Genomic DNA, 17,630 nt, shown 5'->3' with positions numbered 1-17,630 from the left:
GATTGCTTTCATGACTTTCGAACAACGGAACAGAAACCACTGAACGGTCGTCCTCGAGGCCCGCGTCATCATCCATCGTGAGCACGTCTGCCAACAGGGAGTACAACCTTGGGGCGCAAAGCGTTGCTTTTTCAGGCCCTGTATCCGAGCATGTCTTCTTGCGCTCCGGCCGCCCTCAAGTTGCAAACTTAACGTTTCTCGAATCTTTGGATTCGCCCCTGGGTCGAACGAAATACGAACCTTCGCCATGCTCAGCATTAAGCCTTGCCTGACGCAAGATGAACAAACCGGGTGAGCCGATCACAACTTCACTATTTCTTGGAAGCCCCGGTTCTGGATGGCAAAGCCTGCGGCCGCTTTTCGTTCCTTAACTCTGAAGGATAGCGGGAGTTACATTACGGATAGGGCACGGTGCGAAGTCTCATGTGCTGCGTTTAGTCTCAGGGGATGATCCATCCTGAGGGAGAAATACATGCGCGCCTTACCGAAGCTTCTGATCGCCGCGACGGCATCCTTTGCGGTGGCAAGCACCGCTGCTCCGCCTGCCCAGGCAATGGGAAAATGGCGGGCCTGGTGGGCGCACTACAATCATGGCGGAAGCCAGCCCGGAGGTTCGCCGGGTGGTTCTCCGGGCGGTTCTCCTGGCGGGACTCCAGGCGGGTCTATTGGCGGAGGATCCAGCCGTGGGGCTCCCGGACCGATCGCCGGAGCCGGACTGCCCTTCCTGCTTCTGGCTGGTGGCTATGTCCTCGTAAGGCGATACCGCAAGCGGGCGCAGCAGGAGGCCGCCAGGCCCCTCGTAGAAACCATCGAGCACTGACTGCCACCGTTGCCTACTGTTGGAGCTTGAGCAGGAAGGACGCCCCGGCGGCCCTTCCTGCTCAAAACAGAGAATGATCCTCGCCTTCGCAGTGCGCTCCCCACCTCTGTCGGACCGCGTCGCAATTGCTCAAGGGCAATGTCACAGGTCGAACGCCACGACCATTTCGCTTTCCCGCCTCCCCGACGCAGCGCGACTTCCATTCCGATTCTGATCCCGCTGAAGCGCATTCTGGCTGCACCTGGAAGAGAGAAGACCGTCGGTTCGGTCGTTCCTTTGGACTCATGGGCAAATCTCTGTGGCCGAAGGGCAGATATCCCCTTGAAATGCCGTGGAACGAGGCATTCTGCTTCAACATTCGCCTCGAAGCTGAACGAGACGATGATAAACTGTCATGAGAATCGCAGACCATAATCGGCAGACGACCTGACAATCAGGAGGGCTGATGGGCAGACGAGTTGGTTCCAAGCATTTGGATCGCAGCACGGCGTCGCCCCTATCGCTCCGTCCCCGAACCCATCTCTACTACCATCCCAGTGTCTTTGCCCGAGCACTTCTACGCGGCGCTCGGGAGCGAGTGCCTGCGTAGATTGCCATGGGGGAGTGACTCTTGAGCAAGCGCCACGACAAGCAGAGACGGAAGACCCGCCGTTCCTTCGAAACCGTCGAAGTCATCGAACTGCACGATGCAAAATTCGGCGCCGAGCGGAACCTCCCCCCGATCAAGCCTCTCAACCCGACCCAGGACGCCTATCTCGACGCACTCAAGAACCATCCCCAGGTGATCGTGCTCGGGCCCGCCGGCACCGGAAAGACCTGGATTGCCGCCACATATGCCGCCGATCTCTATCGTCAGCGCCGCATCCGCAAGATCATCCTCACACGTCCCAATATTCCAGCCGGGCGGTCGCTTGGCTTCTTCCCTGGAAGCCTGGAGGAAAAGTTCGGCCCGTGGGCGGCTCCGGTCATCGAGGCCATCAAGGAGCGGATGGGGCCGGGGGCCTACGAGATCGCCTTGAAGGCCGGCGACATCGAGATGGTCCCCTTCGAGGTGATGCGAGGCCGGTCCTGGAAGGATGCCTTCATTCTCCTGGACGAGGCCCAGAATGCCACCCCTGCCGAGATGAAGACGTTTCTGACCCGTATCGGCGAGGACTGCGCTGTCGTGGTCAATGGCGATGTCGGGCAGTGCGATCTTCGGGAGACGTCGGGATTGAGCATGGTCCTTCATCTCATCAGGTCGCGGCAGATGCCGGTCCCTGTCATCGAATTCACTCTCGATGACATCGTCCGCTCGGGAATTTGCGAGATGTGGGTCCGCGCATTCGAGGAAGTCAGGGTTTGACACGCACAGAGCCCGGGCATCCACAGGCCCCATGAGGACCGCTGGAGCCGCGCGGCGCCTGGGTTCCTAGCGTAATGGGCGAAAGAGACGCTCGGCCGCGGTTGCATTCGCGCCGGGATAGAAACTGTCCACCGCCCTTGGCCTGTATTGGCCATCGGATGACGCTTGTGCGGCTCGTGGCATTCTCGTTGGGAACTCCGTATTCCGCGTTGCGCCATGACGGCGTCCCGCCCTGCTCCAGCACCCGGGCCGTCGCAGGTGTGCAAACGGCGCATCGCGCGGGATTTTCACGCCAGAGGCTTGTCAGCCATTCTCGCCGCAGCAATCTACGCTGTTGTTTTTTCTCAGGAATTTCGGTGCACTGATAGGTGGCACGCTTTTTGCTAGCCTTTGCTTGTCCGCGCAACATAAAGTCTCGGGGAACGCTGGCCGCGGACTGGAGAGGAACAATGCTTCGCAAGGCTCTCGCTATCACGGCGCTTACGATCACCGCGGCGATGCCCGCTCAGCTCTTGGCAAGCGAGCTCCGGGTTGGTTTCACGCTCGACGCGCTGACGCTGGATCCCGCCAACCATCGCAAGCGCGAAACGGAAACCATCATCCGGAACATCTATGACGGTCTGCTGACGCGGGACGCCAAAATGAAGGTTGTTCCGGAACTGGCGGAATCCTGGACCCAGGTCGACCCGCTGACCTACGACTTCAAGATCCGGCAGGGTGTGACGTTCCATGACGGTTCGGCCATGACCGCCGACGACATTGTCTTCACCTTCGAGCGCCTGACCAAGGACGGCGCGATGGGAGGGCAGACCAGCCCGCGAAAGGACCTCGTCGGGCCAGTCAAGTCGATCGCGAAGGTCGATGACCGGACGGTCCGCTTCACCTTGAGCGAGCCATGGCCGATCCTGCCGGCGATGCTGCCGGTTCAGGAGGTGGTGAGCAAGGCCTTCACCGAGAAGGTCGGCTCGCAGGGGCTGGCGACACAGACCAACGGCACGGGACCCTTCAAGCTGGTGGAATGGCGCAAGGGCGATTCCATCATCATGGAGCGCTATGACGCCTACTACGGCGGCGCAACCGACATTCCTCCTGTCGGAAAGGCGTGTGTCGATCGCGTCATTTTCCGGATCATCCCCGAGAACGCATCCCGCGTCGCAGCCCTGCTGGCCGGAGAGGTCGACATCATCAACGAACTCCCGCCCTTCGATATGAAGAAGGTCGAAGCCAATCCCAACACGAAGGTGATGAAGGTCAACGGCACCCGGACCTTCTTCGTGGCACTCAACAATGCAAAGAAGCCCTTCGACGATCCGCGCGTCCGCAAGGCCGCGAACATGGCCGTGAACAAGGCTCTCATCATCGACCGGATCCTGCTCGGAACCGCCGTGCCGCTCAACGGCGTGATGAGCCCGGATGCCTTCGGCTACAATCCCGATCTTCCGGCCTATCCCTTCGACGCCGACGGCGCCAAGAAGCTGCTTGCCGAGGCCGGCTATCCGAACGGGATCGATGTGACCCTCGACACGGAAGGCGCGTTCAAGGAGACGGTGGAAGCTCTCGCTTCCATGCTCACCAAGGCCGGCATCCGCGCCAAGGTGAACGTGGGCGAAGGCTCGACGCTGCGGGCGAAATGGTCGCCCACGGGCGACAAGACCGGCGACATGTACTTCACGTCCTGGGGCAATGGCTCCCTCGATCCGGCCGATATCTTCGTGCCGACCCTGCGGACGGGGGATCGCGGCAACAGCGCCTTCTACTCGAACAAGGAGGTCGACAAGCTCCTGGACGCGGCGAATGTCGAACTCGACCAGACCAAGCGCGCCAACCTCTACAAGCAGGCGCAGGTGCTCGTGAACAAGGACGCCCCCTGGATGTTCCTGTGGCTGCCGCAGGACCTCTACGGCGTATCCAAGCGCGTCAGCGGCTGGGAGCCCAGCGCCGACAGCCGCATCAATCTCCACGACGCCTGCGTGAAGTAATGCTGACCGGCTGCACCTGCTCGGAGGGGAGAGCTCGATGAAACCGCTGGCACTCATAGGGCGCGTGGCCCAGCTCGTGCCGGTTCTGCTCGGCGTCAGCGTCATCGTCTTCGTGATGATGGCGCTGACACCCGGTGATCCCGTCGAGATCATGCTGGCGGATCAGCAGGCGACGCCCGAGCAGGTGCAGACCATGCGCCACGACATGGGACTGGACCGCCCCCCGTTGGAGCGGTTCGGCGTCTTCCTCGGAAATGCCCTGACCGGGAATTTCGGTCTCAGCTTCTTTCATCGCCGTCCGGTCCTCGATGTCATCGCCGAGCGGCTCCCGGCCACCGTCGAACTGACTCTCGCGGCGCTGCTCCTAGCCCTGGCGATCTCGATCCCCCTCGGCGTCGTCGCCGCGGTCAAGAAGAACCGGCTGGTCGACAGGCTCGCCGCGCTCGGATCCCTGTTCGGCATTTCCCTGCCAGGCTTCTGGTTCGGCATCATCCTGATCATTCTCTTTGCGGTGCAGATGAAGGTGCTTCCTGTTTCGGGAAGGTTGGATTTCGCCTGTGAGGTGGCGCCGATTACTACGCTCATGACGATCGACAGTCTGTTGCGCGGACGTCCGGACTGCTTCGCCAACGCCCTGTCGCATCTGATCCTGCCGGCCCTGACCCTCGCGCTGCCGATGGCCGCCGTCCTCACCCGCGTCCAGCGTTCCGCGATGCTGGAAGTGCTGCGGTCGGATTATATCGTTTTCGCCCAGGCGAAGGGGCTGTCGCGCCGCCGGGTGCTCTGGCGGCACGCACTCAAGAACGCCCTCGTGCCGACGGTCACCGTCGCCGCCATCGAGACAGGGTCGCTGCTCGGAGGCAACATGGTGGTCGAGACCGTCTTCGGCTGGCCCGGGCTCGGGCGACTGGTGGTCGAGAGCATTTTCGTGCGCAACTATCCGCTCGTGCAGGCCGCCGTGCTCTTTTACGCCGTGACCTACGTGCTGCTGAACTTCTTCGCCGACGTGCTCTACACGATGCTCAACCCGAGGGTCCGACTGTGACCGCCGCCGTGCAAGTTCCCGCGACGATCCCCGGGCGGATCGAAACGCCGACCTGGCAGAGCCTGCGCCGGTTTGCGGCCGACCGCTTCTCGCTGACCGCGGCGATCGTCGTCCTCGCTTTCGTGCTCATGGCCCTGCTTGCGCCCTGGATCGCACCTCACGATCCCTACGAGACCGACCTCCTGCGGCGGCTCCAGCCGCCGGCCTGGATGGAGGGCGGAGAATGGAGCTATCTCCTCGGCTGCGACGCCCTCGGCCGCGATATCCTTTCGCGCATCATCTATGGCGCGCGCGTGTCGATCACCATCGGGCTCGCCGTCGTCCTGATCGCGACCGTCATCGGAACCGTCCTGGGACTCGCCGCCGGCTATCTCCGAGGCTGGGTCGATATCGCGATTTCGCGGTTCGTCGATATCCTGCTCGGCTTTCCCTATCTCATCTTCGCGATTGCGCTGATGGCGATGATGGGCCCCGGCCTGCAGAACATCATTCTCGCGCTGGTCCTCAAGGAATGGGTCGTTCCGGCCCGCGTGGTGCGGGGCGAGGTGCTCGCCGCGCGCGAGATGGAATATGTGGAGGCAGCCCGCGCGGTGGGTGCGCCGCGTCTGCACATCATGTTCCGCGAAATCCTGCCGAACATCCTGTCGCCGGTGATCGTCGTGTCCACCATCCGCATGGCGCACGTGATCATCCTCGAAGCGAGTCTGTCGTTCCTCGGCATCGGAGTTCAGCCGCCCACCGCCTCCTGGGGCTCGATGGTGGCCGATGGGCGCGCGTTCATCCTGGACGCCTGGTGGGTCTGCACGTTCCCCGGCATCGCGATTCTCCTTCTCGTGCTTTCCATCAATGTCGCCAGTCAGGGCCTTCGCGATGCATTCGACCCGAAGTTCAGCGATTGAGCCGATGACCGAACCCCTCCTGTCCATTCGCGGTCTCAAGACCTGTTTCCCGACCCGGGCCGGCCTGGTTACCGCTGTCGATGGCGTTGACCTTGACGTCTATCCGGGCGAATGCCTGGGCATCGTCGGCGAGAGCGGCTCCGGCAAGAGCGTGACTTTTGCCAGTGTCATCGGGCTCGTGCGCTCGCCGGGCTATGTGGCCGATGGAGCGATCCTGTTCGACGGCGTGAACCTCCGCAGCCTGTCGGCGGAAGGCTGGCGCAGGCTGCGCGGCCGGGACATCGCCATGACGATGCAGGACGCGCTCACCGCGCTCAATCCTGCGCTGACCGTAGCCGAGCAGATCGAGGAAGTCCTGCTCGCCCATGCGACGGACCTGCCGCGCAGGGGGCGCTGGGACGCCGCCCGGTTGCGCGCTGTCGAGATGCTGCGGCTCGTCGGCATTCCGGCTCCCGAGAAGCGGATCGACGATTACCCGCATCAGTTTTCCGGTGGCATGCGCCAGCGCATCATGATCGCCATCGCTCTGTCCTGCCGCCCGAAGCTGCTGATTGCCGACGAGCCCACCACGGCCCTCGATGTCACCATCCAGGCGCAGGTTCTCGACCTGATCAGCGATCTCAGGCGCGAACTGGGAATGAGCGTCGTGCTGATCACCCACGATCTCGGTATCGTGGCCGAGCACACGGACCGCGTCGCGGTGATGTATGCGGGCCAGGTCGTGGAGACTGGCCCGACTCGCGAACTGATCGACCGTTCACGCCATCCCTATACCCGTGGGCTTATCGGACTGATCCCGCGTTTGTCGGACCTCGATGCACCGATCCGGCCGATCGAAGGGCAGGTTCCGGAACTGATCGGACTCGGCGGCATCTGCCGCTTCTACGACCGGTGCGAGTTCCGGACGCCGCGGTGCCGGACCGACATTCCGATGGAAACGGTCGGGCCCGGCCATCGGGCACGCTGCATCCGTGTCGGGGAGATCCTGCAATGAGCCAGACGCAGCAGCGCCCCCTCCTCGAGGTGCGGGATCTCGAAAAGGTCTATCACCTCAACAATGGTCTTCTCCAGCGGCTCACCCGTCAGCCCCCTTTGAACCTCACGGCCGTCGACAAGGTGAGCTTTTCCGTCGAGGCCGGCGAGACGCTTGGCCTGATCGGCGAGTCCGGCTGCGGGAAATCGACGCTGGCCCGGACCGTCCTTCGCCTGCACGAGCCGACGGGCGGCAGCATCACCTTTGACGGCACCGACATCACGACGCTTCAGCATCGGGAGATGACGGTGCTGCGCCGACGCATGCAGATCATCTTCCAGGATCCCTATGCCTCGCTGAACCCGCGCAAATCGGTGGAGGAGATCGTCGGGCTGCCCCTGGCCCTTCACGGCATCGCCAGGCGCAGCGAGATCCGGGACAGGGTCGTCACCATGCTCGAAAGCGTGGGCCTGAAAGGCGCGCATCTGGGACGCTTCCCGCACCAGTTCTCCGGCGGGCAGCGCCAGCGCATCGGCATTGCGCGCGCCCTGATCCTCAATCCCAGCTTCGTGGTCTGCGACGAGCCTGTCTCCGCGCTCGACGTGTCCGTCCAGGCGCAGATCATCACGTTGCTGGACTCCCTCAAGCGCGAGCTTGGGCTGACCTACCTCTTCATCTCGCACGATATCGGGGTGATCGGCCATGTGAGTGACCGTATCGCCGTCATGTATCTGGGCGACATCGTGGAAATCGGCCCTGCGCGCACCTTGCTGCGAGAGCCGAAGCACCCCTACACCAAGGCCCTGCTGTCGGCGGTGCCGCAAATCGATGCCGGGCCGAAGCGCGAACGCGTCAAGCTGACGGGAGACCTGCCGTCGCCGCTGGCGCCGCCGCCGGGATGCAAGTTCCATACGCGCTGCCCCTTCGCCGTCGAGCGCTGCCGTGTCGAGATCCCGGCTCTGCGCGATCTCGGCAACGGGAGACGGGCCGCCTGCCACTTCGCGGAGTCGATGTGATGCGGATCGAGCCAGGTGTCCCCGTCGTTCTTACCGGCAACGCCTATGCCCGCGGTCGGGCCCAATCCCATTGCGATGAGCATCTGGTCGCTGCCGTGCAAAGCGCCATCGACACGCGTCTCGCACAGGCTGCGGGCCTGCTGGAGAAGCCGGTGGTCCGTGCCTTTCTCGACGAGCAGATGCGGATGCTCGGGAGCCTCGATCCGGATTCCGCTGCCGAGATCGAAGGTCTTGCCGACGGCTTCGGACGCTCCCCGGAATCCATCATCGCCTATCTCCACCTCGGCATTCTCGGCGACTTCGCTGCGGATGGGTGTTCGGCCTGGAGCTGGGGAGCTGCCTCGAACGGGCCGATCCTGGTGAAGAACCGCGATTATCGGGGCGAACACGCGCTGCTGCAGCGGGTCTTCCTTCATCGCGATCCGGGACAGCCCGGCAAGGCGGTTCTCTGCGTCGGAAGCCTGGGAAGCCCCGGAGCGTTTTCGAGCGGGATGAACGCCGATGGTCTCGCTCTTGTCGACACCCATGTCTCGACACGGGACCATGGGCCGGGCCTGCTGCGATATTTTCTGATGACCCGCCTGCTGTGGACCTGCCGCTCCGTGGAGGAAGCCCTGCAGGTGATCGCCGAGGTTCCGCATGCGGGCGGTGGGACCATCGTGATGGCCGATGCGTCGGGGGCCTGCGCCGCCATCGAGCTCGGGCATCGGGCCCGAGCAGCCGAGACGGGCGGCCCGTATGTGGCGCGCACCAACCATTTCCTTTCCCCCGAATGCGCGCCGTCCTGGCTTCCCTCGGCGAGCGACCCGATGGCGACGAGCACGAAGGGCCGTCATGCGAGGATCCAGTCCTGGCTCGAGACCCTGGATGATGGTCCCGGTCCGGCGGAAGCCGCCGCTCTCATGGCCGCCCATTCCGATGACGGACGGGAGGCCCTCTGTCGCCACGGCGAGGATGGGGACGCCCGGACGATCTCCTGCGCCATATTTGCGCCCGCTCAGCTTCGCCTCTACTTTTCCGCCCGGGAACCCTGCGCCGGCATGTGGAATTCATTCGACTGCCGGCTTCGGGGGTGATGTCACGCATCCGCGCACGAGGAGGCTTCGGCCGCCCGCGGATGCCATAGCCGGGATGGAAGTGCGTGGCCTACGAAGCGGGTCTGATCGGCGAACACAGCTCGGTCGTGGAGGTCAGACGACTGATTGATCGCGTTGCGAAAAGCGCGGCCCGCGCCGTGCTGATCTATGGCGAGACAGGGACGGGCAAAGGGCTCATCGCCCGTCTCGTGCATCAGCAATCGTCCCGCGCCTCCGAGCAGTTCATCGATGTGAATTGCGCCGCCATTCCCGACCAGCTCCTCGAATCCGAACTGTTCGGCCATGAGAAGGGGGCCTTTACCGGCGCGGTGGCCCGCAAGCCGGGCTTGATCGAGGCCGCCAACGGCGGCTCGATCTTCCTGGACGAGATTCGCGACATGAACCTCGTCATGCAGGCAAAGCTCCTCACCGTCCTCGACACACAACGCCTGCGCCGGGTCGGAGCGGTGACCCCCGTCGAGGTCGACGTGCGCTTCATCGCCGCCACGAACCGCATCCTGCTGTCGGAGGTCAATGCCGGCCGGTTTCGGGAGGACCTCTATTATCGACTGCAGATCGTCGCCATCAATGCGCCGCCCCTGCGCGAGCGCGGCGACGACATCTTCGTGCTGACCGACCACTTCCTTCGCCGCCTGAGCAGCCGCTACGGCCGCATCATCCGAGGGCTCGAGCCGGATGTGGCCGACATCTTCCGGCGTTATCGCTGGCCGGGCAATGTGCGCGAACTCGAGAACCTGCTCGAACGCATCTTCATTCTCGAAGACGAAAATACGATCATGCTGCGGCATCTGCCGGCGCGCATTCTTCGCGACGTAAAGGAATCCGAAAAATCCGGTCTGGCGGAGACGGCTGAGCCGGTCGGGGAGGGGCCGCTGGACTATTACGAGGCCACCGCGTCGTTTCAGGTCCGGCTGATCCGCCACGCCTTGGCTGCCGCCAATGGCAGCCTGACGGAAGCTGCGGCGCGGCTGGGATTGTCCCGCCATGCCCTGCGACATCAGATGGCGAAGCTCGACATCGCTTGAGGCCTCCCGGCTGCAATGGATCGTGACGCGGCGAGCCCATCGACGGGTGTCGTGCGGCGAATGCGCGGAACCCGCGCAGGGATGCGTGGAAATCGCATGTGTTTCCACGTCGATCTCCATAATGGATGTTCTGCCGGCGGGATTTCGTCGGATTGACAATGACTTACATGGCAGTGAGGCGAGTGGCATGAAAATTGCTTAGGTGGGTTAGGCATTTCATGACGCCCACCGGAGAACGCTTCGTATGTCGTCCATATCGATCATCTGCCCAAACGGTCACCTGGGCTTTGCTCCCCTCAAGCCCGACAGCTTCGAACGCGGCGTCGCGGCGGGTCCCGATTTCATCGCCGCCGATTCCGGAAGTGACGATATCGGGCCGGTTCCTCTCGGCACGGATACCTCGACATCGCCCGAGGCATGGCAGCGGCAGGACCTGGAAGCCATGCTTCTCGCCTCGCGCCGGATCGGCGTTCCGATGATCATCGGCTCGGCCGGCGACACGGGCACGAACGGGCGTGTCGACCGCTACGTGGAGATGATCCGGGAGCTTGCGAAGAAGCATAAGCTTGCTCCCTTCAAGCTCGGTTACTTCTATTCCGAGGTGGACAAGGAGCGCGTCCGGAAAGCCATCGGAAGCGACGAGCCGGTGCTCGGCCTCGACGGCCGCGATCCGCTCGACGAGGCGGAGCTAGACGCGACCGACCGGATCGTCGCCATGGCGGGAGTCCATCCGTATCGCAAGCTTCTCGAAGAAGGCTGCGATGTCATCATCGGGGGGCGGTCGAGCGACTGCGCCATCTTCGCAGCCGCCGCTCTCCATCGCGGCACGAGTGAAGCCGACGCCTACTACCTGGGGAAGGTGCTCGAATGCGCCTCGTTCTGCGCCGAGCCGTATGGCGCGAAGGAGACTGTGCTCGGTGCCGTCAACGGCGCCGGCGTCACAGTCACCGCCATGCATCCCGACCAGCGCTGCACCATCGCGTCGGTCGCTGGCCATGCCATGTACGAGCGCTCCAACCCCTATGACGAGTTCGTCGCCGGCGGCCGCCTCGACATGCGCGAGTGTCATTACGAGCAGATCGATCCGCGCACGACCCGCGTGACGGGGCAGCGCTTCATTCCGGCCGAGCGGGTGAGGGTCAAGCTCGAAGGCGCGGGCAAGGTCGGCGAGCGTTTCGTCGGCATCGCGTCCGTGCGGGATCCCTACACCATAGCTAATATCGACAAGGTCATCGACTGGGCCAAGGAGCAGGTAAGAGAGCGCTTCGGAGCCTCGGGCTACGAGCTTTTCTACAATGTGTTCGGAAAGAACGGCGTGATGGGAGACATGGAGCCGATCAAGGTTCCCGCTCACGAGCTCTGCATCGTGGTGCAGGGTGTCGCTCCCACGCCCGAGATGGCGGAAGAAGTCTGCATGACGGGGACGCGCCAGCTGTTCTATGCCCGCCTGCCGGAGGTCAAGGGCACCGCCGGCGGTGTCGCCTTCGTGCTCGACGAGGTCCTGAAGGCGTCTCCGGCCTATCGGTGGACAGTCAATCACACGCTGGCGGTCGATGACCCTCTCGAACTCTTCCCCACCCACACCGTCACCGTCGGCGCCTGAGGACATCACCATGAAGAAGTTGTCGGAACTTGCGAAGACCATTCGCAGCAAGAATGCCGGTGTCGACAAGATTACCTTCGACATCATCTTTACCGACCGCAATATCTATAACCAGGTCCTGAAGAGTCAGGCCCTGACCCGGGAATCGGTCGCGAAACTCTACGGGATCGATCAGGGCCGCATCGCCGACTTCGTCGAATACGACCCAGCCTGCGCGATCAAGTTCACCGTCTACAGGCCTCGCCCGAGCGGGAGCGCGGGGGATTCCGATATCTTCGGGGCGCAGCAATATGCGCCCCTGCTCGACGTGCCGGTGAATATCTGAGCAGCCCGCCCCCGAGGTCGTTCGCAGGACCTCGGGGGAACCTTGAGACGGCTATTCCGGAATTCCCGCGGTACGAAGCGCCTGAAGGTACCGCGTGGCGAATGCCTCGTCCCGCCACGGGTTGATCTCTTTCTGCAGGCTGAGAGAGTAGGTCGGAAAATTCTCCATCAGACGGTGGGCCGCCGCTTGGGCCTCGTCCAGCCGCCCCAGCCCGACAAGCGCTGCGATCACGACCCGATGGGACGAGCCGTAATTGGGCATTTCCCGCAGGGCGATCGCTCCCCACTCCAGGGCTTCGTCGAAGTGTTCGAGCATCAGGTAGCTCATCCCGATTCCTGATAGCGCAATGCCCTTCTCGGGATCGACCGGGCTCAGGCGCATGGCCTTGTGGAAATGGTCGATCGCGACGAGCGGCCGACTGGCATGGGCATTGACCCAGCCGCCGCCGGTGTAGCTCTGGGCCGAATTTGGGTTGAGGTAGAGCGATCGGTCGATAGCACCCAGGGCCGTCTCGTAGTCCTTCGCGCTATACGCGAGGACCTGGGCCGCAAACCGAAGACTCGTTGGGTCGTCCCGCGCTTCGGCCAGGACTTCGCGTGCCATGCGGACGGCGACCCGAACGTCATCGGGCTCATGCCAGCATTGGCTCACGGAAATGCTGCGGATATACGCCCCCAAGGCTTTGGCCAGCGTGAAGCCAGGATCGATGCTGAGAGCCTCGTTGGTCAGTTTGCGGACAATGGAAAACCCTTCGCGGGTCATGTTGTAGAAGCAGGGCAGGGCCCGGAGGTACAGGTCGTAGGCCGTCACATAGTTTGTCGGCTTCGTTCTGGAATGTCTTATCTCTTCCAGGCGGATGCTCGGCTCCACGGCGCCAACGACGCTCTCCGTCACCTGGTCCTGCAGATCGAATACGTCCTTCATGTCGCCGTCGAAGCGATCGGCCCAGACATGATGTCCGGTGGTCGCGTCGACCAGCTGGCCGGCAATCCGAACACGCGAGCCGACTTTCCTGATGCTGCCCTCGAGGACATACCGGACGCCCAGTTCCCGGGAGATCTGCCTGACGTCCAGCACTCTGCCCTTGTAAGTGAAGGACGAGTTCCGGGCGATGACGAAGAATGCCTTCACCCGGCTCAGTCCCGTGATGATGTCCTCCACCAGCCCGTCGGCGAAGTATTCCTGCTCCGGGTCGCCGCTCAGATTCGTAAAGGGCAGGACGGCAATCGAGGGTTTCTCCGGAAGGGGCAGGGTCTTGGTACGATCCGTGCTCGCCGGAGCGAACGAGGACGCCTTCATCATGTAGGCCCGCACTGGTTCCTCGATGTTCTTGACGTGCTGCGGCCCGAGGTCGGTGAAGGTCACGGGCAGGGCTTTGCGCACGTAGTGGTAGGCGGCCTCCGAGATGCAGACGCCGCCTGGATCCGCCAGGGACTGGAGGCGGGCCGTGACGTTGACGCCGTCGCCCAGGAGGTCGCTGCCCTGAACGATGACATCGCCGACATGAACCCCGATGCGGAACTGGAGCTTTCGTTTTCCCGGTGCGGATTCGAGATGCTCCTGCACCTCGACGGCGCATTCGACAGCCTCGACGATGCTCGGGAACTCCGCCAGCACGCTGTCGCCGGCCGTATTGGCGATCCGGCCGCCATGTTCGAGGATGAGCTGGTCCATGATCTGGCGATGGGTGGTCAAGGTGCGGAGCGTCCCGACCTCGTCCTGCTCCATGGAACGCGAGTAGCCGGCGACGTCGGCCGCGAATATCGCCGCCAGTCGACGTTCGACTTTGTGCTCCTGCGGACCCATGGGACCCCCGGCACCCTTCGAGAGGGGATTCTGCGGCGGGTCGGGCGTGCTGTCCAGCCGTGGCCCTGAAAGGGAACCCGGCAGCCACGTTCGGGCGGTTCCGCCGTAGGTTCCCGCGTCCCTCTCGGGATTGCAGGTCAGGCGTAACCGCGGACAGGGACATGGTTTCGCTCAGTCCCTTGAGGGGGAAAGCGGCATTGCAGAGGGGGGCGTCCGCTGCACGGAGGCGGCTGTTGTCTCAGTGGGTATTGAAGGTCCAGAGGAGGTTTGCCTTGAGGGTGTGGTCCTGGGCGCGGCGGCCGATCTGGCCGCTGTAGCTGAGGCCGAGGCTGAGCCGGTCGGCGGCCTGCCAGGCAAGCCCGGCCTCGGCGACGAGGGCATCGCGGTCGAGCGGCACGCCGGCGACCGCAAACGGGCTGGTGCCGCCGGCAAAGGCCAGGAGCGCCGCCGGCGCGACATCGCCATAGGCATGGCGCCAGCCGAGCAGGCCGCGCAGGGTCAGCGGCCCCTGGTCGCCGATCTGGGCCGCGCCGCGCAGCCCCACCGTGGTGGTGGCGAGATCGAAGCGCTGGCCAAAGCCGGTGAGCGCCGCCGCGCCGCCGGTCTCCTGGAAGCGGTCGGTGTCGAGCCGCAGCACGGATGCGCCGGCGAACGGCTCGAGGGCGGCCGCTCCGAGGCCGATCCGGTAGCCGATCTCGCCAAACGCCTGCAGGGTCGAGCCGTCATAGGCGGCGCTCACGGCATCGGCAAAGCCGGGAAAGGCGATGCTGCGCCGGGTGGCGATGTCGTGGCGGGCATAGGCCGCGCCGAGCCGCAGATTCAGGTCGCCCCACGAGCCTGTGCCGTAGAGGGCGCCGACCACGCTCTCGCTGGTGCCGGAGGAGAGCCGGGCATCGACGTCGAAGCGGGTGCGGGTGAAGCCGCCGGCGAGGCCGAGGCGCAGGCCGTCGGAGACGAGCGCATCGGCGCCGAGCAGGAAGCCGCCGGTGGCGGTGGCGAGGCTGGCGGCATTGCCGTCCGAGCGGCGGCGGCCCCAGGCGCCGAAGCCTTCGCCCCACAGGGCATAGCGCGGCTCGACCGGGGCCAGGGCCACGGGCTGCGGCGCTGTCCCGGGCCGGTCGGCGGCAAAGGCGGCGGGATAGGGGCCCTGGGCCAAGAGCGGCACGGACGAGCCGATCAGGGGCTGGCGCAGGCGGGCGAGCAGGGCGGTCTCGACCAGGCGGGCATCGCCATACGCCGCCGTCACCGCACCCGCATGCGCCTCGCCCGACAACGCATCGAACGCCTGCCTGGCGCCGACGACGCTCGCACCCAGCACCGTGTTGTAGAGGCGGTTGCCGGCGCGCAGCGCCTCGATGGCGTCGGCGGTGCGGTACTGGTTCTTCGTCACCGCCACGGAGTGGAAGGCCAGCGGCCGGGGTGCGGGAGGCTGCGGCGCGGGCGGTTGTTCGGTCTTGCGCACCATGGTCAGGGTGACGGCATCGGTGCTGTAGCCCAGCGTCGGCGAGATGAAGGCGAACTCGCTGCTCTGGAGGCCGGCGAAGGTGCCGGTGACGCCGCCCGAGGCGGTGAGGATGGTATAGGGGGTGTCGGCGACGAAGTTGACGCCGGCATCGGGCAGGATCGTCACCGTGCCGCCGGTGAGGCTGGCGGCGCCGGTCGCGGCGATGCGGTCGGAGCGGCCGGCGCCGTCGATCTCGACCGCATAGAAGGAGCCCGGGCCGAAGGCGACATTGCCGGCGACGTTGAGCGTGCCGATCGAGTTGCCCGGTTTGACAAAGCCGCCGCTCTGCACCGACAGCCCGCCAATCCTGCCGATGCCCCCAAGCGCCCCGCCATTGAGCACAGTCACCGCGGAGGTCAATGAACCGTTCACTCCCAGAAAGCCCTCCCGGACCGTCGTTGGGCCCGTATAGGTATGGGTGCCCGAGAGATTCAACGGATCCGACGAGACCTTCTCGAGCGCAACATTGCCGCCAATGCCGCCGGCGAACTCGCCGCTTGCCATCTGAAGCGTGCCGCTGCTGCCGGTGAGCGTGCCTTCGCCCCAGAGATCGCGAAGCGTTGCGCCGAAGCCTGCGAGGTCGAGGGTCGCGTTGCGGGCAATGGTGACCCTGTTGGCGGCGGCCATGAGGCCGGCAAGTTGGGAGCCGCCGGCGCGTACCGTGCCGCCATTCACCTCGACGGTGGCGGAGCCGGCCATGGTGATGCTGGCGCCGGTGGCGACGAGCGTCCCCGTATCAGTGGACGAGCCCAGGAGCACGATGGCGCCATCCGCGACATTTGCGAGATCGATGTTGACGGTCTGCCCCGAGGCGGCCGATATGACGCTGCCATGCACAAGGCTCAAAGGGTTGGGCAGGGTCGCGGTGCCGGCGATGTTGGAGCGCAGATGCCCACCGTTCAGGGTGACCCCTCCGGTGCCGAGCGCGCTGGCGTTCTGGATCTCGAGCGTGCCGGTCAGCACCGTCGTTCCGCCGCTATAGATGTTCGCCCCGGAGAGAGCGAGCGTGCCGTTGCCGACCTTCGTGACCGACCCTGCGCCCGACATGATGCCGGACAGAGCGAGAGCATTGCCTTGGGTGTCGATGGTCGAGACACCGCCCACCAATGCAATCGGATTGGCGAGGGTGCGGCCGTTTGCTGCGGCCTGCAGCGTGGTACCGGAGGCCATGGCAAGTGCGCCATTCCCAAGGGCCTTGTTGTGGCCGACCGCCAGGGTACCGGCGGATAAGGTCGTGCCGCCGTTGTAGGCATTGCTGCCCGTGAGCGTCAGCGTGCCGGTTCCGGTCTTCACCAAGCGGGCGCCGCTGCCGCCGCTGTCGCCACCATCCGTGATCGTGCCGCTGACCGTGGTGGACAGGCCGTTACCTCCCACTGTCAGCGTGCTTCCGCCAAGGAAATAAGTTCCCTCTCCCTCGATCGAGCCAACGCTCATTCCTGAGGAGCTCAGGGGAGAAATATCGAACTGGCCTCCGGTCTGGGTAATAAAACGGGCCAGGCCACCACTCGAAGTGCCCTGGAACATAGTCAACGCAGAATTGGTGGTGGTGATGGTCGCGTTACCAGCAGTGCTTGTATCGTAGAAGTAGAGACCTGCAGTGTTGACGATGTTGGCACCGTCAGCCGTGCTGCTACCACGGAAATTCATGCTCCAGCTGCTGGTGATGTTCGCGGTGCCCGCCCTGCTGCTGTCGCGGAAATACAGGCCAAGCGTATTTATGATGGTGGCGTTGCCGGCTGTGCTGGCATTGAGGAAGTTCAGCCCCCCGCCGTTGTTGGTGAAGGTCGGAACGCTTGCCGAGTTGTTGACGATTCCTGCACCGTTGATGTTGAAGGTTACGCTAGGATTAATCGTGAACGCATAGGCCGGTGCCGCGGCGTTGAATTGCAGCGTCCCGACGGTGGCGGCGCCCGTGATCGCCAGGGAAGTCGTGCTCGACGCCCCAAAAAACGCTGTGCCTGTGGGAGCCGTCGCGAGTGACCAGTTCGTCCCAGTGGACCAGTCGTTCGATCCCGGGGTCGTCAGCCAGGTCGCATCCTGGGCCTGCGTTGTTGTGGCAGACGCGAGCGCCAGCAGCACCGTCACGAGTGCTGTCCTTGCCGAGTCCAGGCAGCGTTTGCTCAAGGAACGACAGGTCTGCTGGACGAGACGCGCCATGGAGATCTCCGTAACGGTTCCGAGGCGCAAATCAGT

13 protein-coding genes are annotated in these 17,630 nt (G+C 64.4%); 11 read left to right on the top strand and 2 right to left on the bottom strand.

Annotated elements, in window-relative coordinates:
• The first annotated feature begins 472 nt into the window (after positions 1-472).
• The 11 genes from AC522E_RS11845 (at position 473) to AC522E_RS11795 (ending at position 12,127) form a co-directional block, all read left to right on the top strand.
• Positions 473-820 (top strand): hypothetical protein, encoded by a 348-nt coding sequence (locus AC522E_RS11845; protein ID WP_500746467.1) that lies wholly within the window; start codon positions 473-475, stop codon positions 818-820.
• A 679-nt stretch (positions 821-1,499) separates the two neighbouring features.
• Positions 1,500-2,165, top strand: coding sequence for a PhoH family protein (locus AC522E_RS11840; protein ID WP_500750664.1), 666 nt, complete (start codon positions 1,500-1,502; stop codon positions 2,163-2,165).
• Positions 2,166-2,614: 449 nt separating this feature from the next.
• Positions 2,615-4,144, top strand: coding sequence for an ABC transporter substrate-binding protein (locus AC522E_RS11835; protein ID WP_500746466.1), 1,530 nt, complete (start codon positions 2,615-2,617; stop codon positions 4,142-4,144).
• A gap of 37 nt (positions 4,145-4,181) precedes the next feature.
• Positions 4,182-5,189, top strand: a complete 1,008-nt coding sequence (locus AC522E_RS11830) for an ABC transporter permease (protein WP_500746465.1) — start codon at positions 4,182-4,184, stop codon at positions 5,187-5,189.
• Positions 5,186-6,088 carry an ABC transporter permease gene (locus AC522E_RS11825; RefSeq protein ID WP_500746464.1) on the top strand — a complete coding sequence of 301 codons (903 nt, stop codon included), beginning with the start codon at positions 5,186-5,188 and terminating at the stop codon, positions 6,086-6,088. Before AC522E_RS11830 ends, AC522E_RS11825 begins: the two co-directional genes overlap by 4 nt.
• 4 nt (positions 6,089-6,092) lie before the next feature.
• Positions 6,093-7,082: an ABC transporter ATP-binding protein gene (locus tag AC522E_RS11820; protein WP_500746463.1), complete on the top strand. Its 990-nt coding sequence runs from the start codon at positions 6,093-6,095 to the stop codon at positions 7,080-7,082.
• Positions 7,079-8,077 carry an ABC transporter ATP-binding protein gene (locus AC522E_RS11815; RefSeq protein WP_500746462.1) on the top strand — a complete coding sequence of 333 codons (999 nt, stop codon included), beginning with the start codon at positions 7,079-7,081 and terminating at the stop codon, positions 8,075-8,077. The genes AC522E_RS11820 and AC522E_RS11815 overlap by 4 nt, the downstream gene beginning before the upstream one ends.
• Positions 8,077-9,153 (top strand): C45 family autoproteolytic acyltransferase/hydrolase, encoded by a 1,077-nt coding sequence (locus AC522E_RS11810; RefSeq protein ID WP_500746461.1) that lies wholly within the window; start codon positions 8,077-8,079, stop codon positions 9,151-9,153. The genes AC522E_RS11815 and AC522E_RS11810 overlap by 1 nt, the downstream gene beginning before the upstream one ends.
• Positions 9,154-9,218: 65 nt before the next feature.
• A complete protein-coding gene (locus AC522E_RS11805; protein ID WP_500746460.1) occupies positions 9,219-10,199 on the top strand; it encodes a sigma-54 interaction domain-containing protein in 981 nt (326 codons plus the stop codon).
• A 244-nt stretch (positions 10,200-10,443) separates the two neighbouring features.
• Positions 10,444-11,802 carry an acyclic terpene utilization AtuA family protein gene (locus AC522E_RS11800; protein WP_500746459.1) on the top strand — a complete coding sequence of 453 codons (1,359 nt, stop codon included), beginning with the start codon at positions 10,444-10,446 and terminating at the stop codon, positions 11,800-11,802.
• Positions 11,803-11,812: 10 nt separating this feature from the next.
• Positions 11,813-12,127: a DUF4387 domain-containing protein gene (locus AC522E_RS11795; protein ID WP_500746458.1), complete on the top strand. Its 315-nt coding sequence runs from the start codon at positions 11,813-11,815 to the stop codon at positions 12,125-12,127.
• Between the two features lie 51 nt (positions 12,128-12,178).
• Here AC522E_RS11795 and AC522E_RS11790 read toward each other — a convergent pair whose 3' ends face one another.
• Together AC522E_RS11790 and AC522E_RS11785 are read right to left on the bottom strand one after the other, a co-directional pair.
• A complete protein-coding gene (locus AC522E_RS11790; RefSeq protein WP_500746457.1) occupies positions 12,179-13,933 on the bottom strand; it encodes an adenylate/guanylate cyclase domain-containing protein in 1,755 nt (584 codons plus the stop codon).
• Positions 13,934-14,171: 238 nt separating this feature from the next.
• Positions 14,172-17,594, bottom strand: a complete 3,423-nt coding sequence (locus tag AC522E_RS11785; RefSeq protein ID WP_500746456.1) for an autotransporter domain-containing protein — start codon at positions 17,592-17,594, stop codon at positions 14,172-14,174.
• Positions 17,595-17,630 lie beyond the last annotated feature (36 nt).

This window comes from Microvirga sp. BF8, assembly GCF_059888585.1.
The sequence above is the reverse complement of the archived record's forward strand: the minus strand, read 5'-3'. Positions and strand labels throughout refer to the sequence as shown.

Coding starts and splice junctions, on each gene's coding strand:
- AC522E_RS11800 (WP_500746459.1), top strand. CDS start 10,444: ATGTCGTCCATATCGATCATCTGCCCAAACGGTCACCTGGGCTTTGCT.
- AC522E_RS11785 (WP_500746456.1), bottom strand. CDS start 17,594: ATGGCGCGTCTCGTCCAGCAGACCTGTCGTTCCTTGAGCAAACGCTGC.
- AC522E_RS11815 (WP_500746462.1), top strand. CDS start 7,079: ATGAGCCAGACGCAGCAGCGCCCCCTCCTCGAGGTGCGGGATCTCGAA.
- AC522E_RS11830 (WP_500746465.1), top strand. CDS start 4,182: ATGAAACCGCTGGCACTCATAGGGCGCGTGGCCCAGCTCGTGCCGGTT.
- AC522E_RS11845 (WP_500746467.1), top strand. CDS start 473: ATGCGCGCCTTACCGAAGCTTCTGATCGCCGCGACGGCATCCTTTGCG.
- AC522E_RS11790 (WP_500746457.1), bottom strand. CDS start 13,933: ATGGGTCCGCAGGAGCACAAAGTCGAACGTCGACTGGCGGCGATATTC.
- AC522E_RS11835 (WP_500746466.1), top strand. CDS start 2,615: ATGCTTCGCAAGGCTCTCGCTATCACGGCGCTTACGATCACCGCGGCG.
- AC522E_RS11795 (WP_500746458.1), top strand. CDS start 11,813: ATGAAGAAGTTGTCGGAACTTGCGAAGACCATTCGCAGCAAGAATGCC.
- AC522E_RS11810 (WP_500746461.1), top strand. CDS start 8,077: ATGCGGATCGAGCCAGGTGTCCCCGTCGTTCTTACCGGCAACGCCTAT.
- AC522E_RS11820 (WP_500746463.1), top strand. CDS start 6,093: ATGACCGAACCCCTCCTGTCCATTCGCGGTCTCAAGACCTGTTTCCCG.